General features: G+C 75.2%; 4 protein-coding genes. 1 reads left to right on the top strand and 3 read right to left on the bottom strand.

Annotated elements, in window-relative coordinates; genetic code table 11:
- The 3 genes from ABEB16_RS05850 to ABEB16_RS05840 form a co-directional block, all read right to left on the bottom strand.
- The coding region (locus tag ABEB16_RS05850) for a dihydroxyacetone kinase family protein (RefSeq protein WP_345711325.1) at positions 1-1,238 on the bottom strand (1,238 nt) is incomplete at its 3' end.
- Positions 1,239-1,284: 46 nt separating this feature from the next.
- Positions 1,285-2,181 (bottom strand): sugar phosphate isomerase/epimerase family protein, encoded by an 897-nt coding sequence (locus ABEB16_RS05845; RefSeq protein ID WP_345711326.1) that lies wholly within the window; start codon positions 2,179-2,181, stop codon positions 1,285-1,287.
- Between the two features lie 294 nt (positions 2,182-2,475).
- Entirely contained in the window at positions 2,476-3,168 is a 693-nt protein-coding gene (locus ABEB16_RS05840; RefSeq protein ID WP_345711324.1) for a GntR family transcriptional regulator, read from the bottom strand.
- Positions 3,169-3,213: 45 nt separating this feature from the next.
- On the opposite strand from ABEB16_RS05840, the gene ABEB16_RS05835 reads away from it, so the two are divergent.
- Positions 3,214-4,569, top strand: coding sequence for a M20/M25/M40 family metallo-hydrolase (locus tag ABEB16_RS05835; protein WP_345711323.1), 1,356 nt, complete (start codon positions 3,214-3,216; stop codon positions 4,567-4,569).
- The last annotated feature ends 225 nt before the right edge of the window (positions 4,570-4,794 follow it).

Genomic DNA, 4,794 nt, shown 5'->3' with positions numbered 1-4,794 from the left:
GCCTCGGCCGCCGAGCGCGAGCCGCGGGCCATCCCGACGTCGAGGTCGCCGACGCCGGCGACGGCGTCGATGCGGCCCAGCTCCTCCTCGGCCTCGGCCAGGGCGGTGGCGACGGCCTGCACGATCCCGGCGACGCGCTTGCCGGCGGCCTGCGCCTCCTCGGGGGTGCCGGAGTAGTCGGGGGTCTCCTCCGCCGGCGGCTCGAAGGCCGGGGCGGGGGTGGTCTCGATGAGGGGGCCCCGGCTCATCGCCGGGCACTGCACCGGCGCGGTCCACAGCCGCTCCAGCTCCTCGTCCAGCCAGGTGACGGTGAGGGAGGCGCCGGCCATGTCGAGGCTGGTGACGAGCTCGCCGACCTCGGGGGCGACGATCTCGTAGCCCTCCTCGCGCAGCCGGGTGGCGATGCGGCCGTAGAGGAGGAACAGCTCCTCGTACTTGGTGCCGCCCAGGCCGTTGACGAGCACCGCGATCCGCTGCCCGCCGCCGTGCTGCACGCCCTCCGGGCGGCCCCCGAGCACGCGGTCGACGAGCAGGTCGGCGATCTCGTCGGGGGTGCCGATGGGCTCCTCGGAGATGCCGGGTTCGCCGTGGATGCCCAGGCCGATGCCCATCGAGCCCTTGGTGACGCTGAACAGCGGCTCGCGCTCGCCCGGCAGGGTGCAGCCGGCGAAGGCGATGCCCATGGAGCGGGTGACGTCGTTGGCGTGGCCCGCAACGCGCACGACGCCCTCGAAGTCGTAACCGGCCTCGGCGGCGGCACCGGCGATCTTGAAGGCCACCACGTCACCGGCGATGCCGCGACGCTGGCTGTTCGCGCCCTTGCCCTCGCTGGCCACGTCGTCGGTGACGACGAGGAGCTCGGCGGGGATGCCCTCCGCGCGCAGCCGCTCGGCCGCGAGGCCGAAGTTGAGGATGTCGCCGGCGTAGTTGCCGAAACCCAGGAGCACGCCGCCGCCGCGGTTGGCGGCCTTGGCCACGTCGTAGACGAGGCGGGTGGAGGGGGAGGCGAACACGTCACCGCAGACGGCGGCGTCGGCCGCGCCCGGGCCGACGTAGCCGGCGAAGGCCGGGTAGTGCCCCGAGCCGCCGCCGATGACGACGGCGACCTTGCCCTCGGGGGTGGCCGTCGAGCGCAGCACCCCGCCGGGGACGCGCTGCACGTGGTGGGCGTAGATGTCGGTGAATCCCTGCAGGGCTTCCTCGACGAAGGACGAGGGGTCCCCGAAGATGCGGGTCATCGTGTCGATCTCCTTCGGTCCGGCGGGGGGCGCGGACGGCAGCGTGTCAGAGGGCGGGGACGGTGCGGGGCAGGACGCGGCGGATGTACTCGCGGTTGGTGGCGCCCACGCTGATGCTGTCACCGCCGTAGTGCTCCACGCAGAAGGCCCCGCGGAAGCCGTTGGCGACGGCATAGCCGATGGCCTTGCGGTAGTTGATGGTGCCGGTCTCCAGCGTCGCGGGGTGGCTGAACCAGGCGCCGGTCGCGGGGTCGTGGTCGCGCAGGTAGTTCTTGAGGTGCCAGTAGTTGGCCAGCGGCAGGGTCTTGGCCGCGACCTCGTCCCAGTGCTCGATCTCGCGGTGCAGGCGCACGAAGTTGCCGTAGTCGGGGTTGAGGCCGACGTTGTCCTCGCCGACCTCCTCCACGAACCGGACGGCGGAGTCGGCGGTGCCGAGGTAGGTGTCCTCGTACATCTCCAGCGAGACCTGCACGCCCACCTCGCCGGCGTGCCGGGCGAGCTCGCGGATGCGGGCCACGGCGCGGGCGCGGGCCTCGGGGGCGGGGTCGTCGACGGGGCCGGGCTCGTGCCAGAACCACAGCGCGCGCGACTGCGCCGGGGTGAGGGCGCGCATGAACCCGAAGGAGATCAGCGGGATGCCGATGGCGGCGCAGGCGTCGATGGCGCGGTGGCCGTAGGCCAGGTGCTCGTCGCCGTGGTCGGGGTCGACGACGCTGCGGCGGGAGGTGGAGAAGGCGGGGATGCCGAGGCCGGCCGCCCGCACCGTCGCGGCGAACTCCTCCAGCCGCGCGGGGGACAGGTCGGCGATCTGGATCCACGTGTCGGTGGGGTCGATGTTCTGGTAGCCGGCGTCGACCATGACGTCGAGCACCTCGGCCCACTGCTCCGCGCTGGCCTGCTGCACGGGCGTGCCGTCGGCCACGGTGTTGCCGTGGATCATCATCGGCACGGTGATCGGCCAGTTCTCCCGGGTGAGGACCTCGGGGTAGCCGTCCCAGACCCTGGTGGTCGGGCCGGGTGCGCTGGCGCCGGGGGCGTCGGTCGGGGTGGTGCTGCTCACGGAGTGCTCCATCGCGTCCGGGGATGGTGGGCTGAGGTGCCCGCGAAACTCTATAGAAAATCGAGGACCCGCGGACGAGGGTAGCCGTCCTGGGCGAGCTGTCAACGCCCCCGCCCCGGCGCGGTGCCGGACGGGTGGTGCCCCCTCGGCGGGTGCGCGGCGGGTGCCGCTCGCCCGCTACGTCGCCCGCTCCCGCACGCCCTCCAGGTGCGCGCGCATCGCCCGCCCGGCGGCCGCGGGGTCGCGCGCCACGATCGCCCCGATGATCGCCTCGTGCTCGGCCACGCTCTCCACCGAGTCCTCCACCTGCTCCTCGTCCTGGTGCAGCCGGTGCACGAAGCCGCGGAAGGAGTCCAGCGTGCGCACCAGGAACGGGTTGCCCGTGGCCTCGGCGAGCACCTGGTGGAAGGACCAGTCCGCGGCCAGGTACTCCCGGAAGCGCCGGTAACCGGGACCGGTGGGGGCCCGGCGCTGCGCCGCCACCGTGCCGCGCAGCGCGGCCAGCTGCACCGGGCCCGCGCGCCGGCAGGCCCGCTCGGCGATGCCGGGCTCCACGACCAGGCGCACGTCGAGCAGCTGGGCCAGCTCCTCCGCCCCCAGCAGCGGGGCGGCCCGGTAGCCGCGGCGGACGGTGCGCTGCACCAGGCCGGTGGACTCCAGCCGGGCCAGCGCCTCGCGCACCGGCGTGGCGGACACGCCCAGGCGCGCCGCCAGCGCCTCGGTGCGCAGCGGGGCGCCCGGGGCCACCTCGCGGTCCATGAGCAGCGCCAGCAGCGCCTCCTGCACCCCGTCGGTGAGGCCGCGGTGCTCGGCGAGCGGGGGTGGGGAGGCGGGGGAGGGGGGCGCGGGAGGCCCGGAGGTCAGGCTCATGACGCTCGCACGCTACCGGCAGCGGCCGCCGGTACGGTGTCGCCCGTGACGGCGAGCGTCGGGCGGCAGGACGGGCGGGGCGGGGACGGCGGTCCCGGGGCGGCGGAGCAGGAGGTCGTGGACCTGTGCCGCGACCTGCTGCGCATCGACACCTCCAACCACGGCGACGGCTCCGGCCCGGGCGAGCGCGCCGCCGCCGAGCACGTCATGGGCCTGCTCGGCGAGGTCGGGCTCGACCCCGAGTACGTCGAGGGCCACCCCCGCCGCGGCAACGTCGTGGTCCGGGTGCCCGGCGACCCCGCCGGCACCGCCGCCCGCGGTGCGCTGCTGCTGCACGGCCACCTCGACGTCGTCCCCGCCCGCGCCGCCGACTGGAGCGTGGACCCCTTCGCGGGGGAGGTGCGCGACGGCTGCCTGTGGGGGCGCGGCGCCGTCGACATGAAGGACATGGACGCCATGCTGCTGGCGGTGCTGCGCCAGCTGGCCCGCAGCGGCGAGCGCCCCCCGCGCGACCTCGTCTTCGCCTTCCTCGCCGACGAGGAGGCCGGCGGCGTGCAGGGCGCGCGCTGGCTGGTGGACCACCGCCCCGAGCTGTTCGAGGGCGTCACCGAGGCCGTCAGCGAGGTCGGCGGGTTCTCCGTGGAGATCGCGGGGCGGCGCACCTACCTGCTGCAGACCGCGGAGAAGGGCATCGCGTGGCTGCGGCTGGTGGCCCACGGGCGCGCAGGGCACGGCTCGCAGGTGGGCACCGACAACGCCGTGACCCGCCTGTGCGCGGCGGTGGCGCGCATCGGTGCGCACACCTGGCCGGTGGAGATCACCCCGACGGTGCGCCAGTTCCTCACCGGCGTCTCGGAGATCACCGGCGTCGCCTTCGACGAGGACGACCCCGGCGTGCTGCTGGAGCAGCTGGGCACCACCGCCCGCTGGGTGGGGGCCACCCTGCAGAACACCGCCAACCCGACGGTGCTGGAGGCCGGGTACAAGCACAACGTCATCCCCGGCACCGCGACCGCGCTGGTGGACTGCCGGTTCCTGCCCGGCCGCGAGGAGGAGCTGCGCGCCACCATCGCCGAACTCGCCGGCGAGCGCGTGGACGTGCAGGACGTCCACGTGGACGCGGCGGTGGAGACGGAGTTCGCCGGGGCGCTGGTGGACCGCATGGTCGCCGCGCTGCAGGCGGAGGACCCGGGGTCGACGGTGCTGCCCTACTGCCTCGCCGGCGGCACGGACAACAAGTCGTTCTCCCGCCTGGGCATCCGCGGCTACGGGTTCGCGCCGCTGCGGCTGCCCGCCGACCTGGACTTCTCGGGGATGTTCCACGGCGTCGACGAGCGGGTGCCGCTGGACGCGCTGCGCTTCGGGGTGCGGGTGCTGGAGCGGTTCGTCCGCACCTGCTGAACGGGCGGGGAGCGGGCTCCAGGGGTCGAACCTGGCTCTCTCCGGTGGTGCCGGAGCGCGTCGCCACCGACGCCTCGCCCGCACGCCACCCGCCGCGGGGCGGGTGCGCACCACCAGCATGGGCGCTCCCCCGGGGCCCGCGGCACCGCCCGGGCGCGTTCTCACCCGAGCGGGCGGCGCGGCACCGGCCCGCACCACCCGTCCGGCCCAGCGCGCCACTCGTCC

The sequence above is a fragment of the Kineococcus glutinatus genome, assembly GCF_039542765.1.
GTDB lineage: Bacteria > Actinomycetota > Actinomycetes > Actinomycetales > Kineococcaceae > Kineococcus_A > Kineococcus_A glutinatus.
Note: the sequence above shows the minus strand (reverse complement) of the source record. Positions and strands in the feature narration are given on the sequence as shown.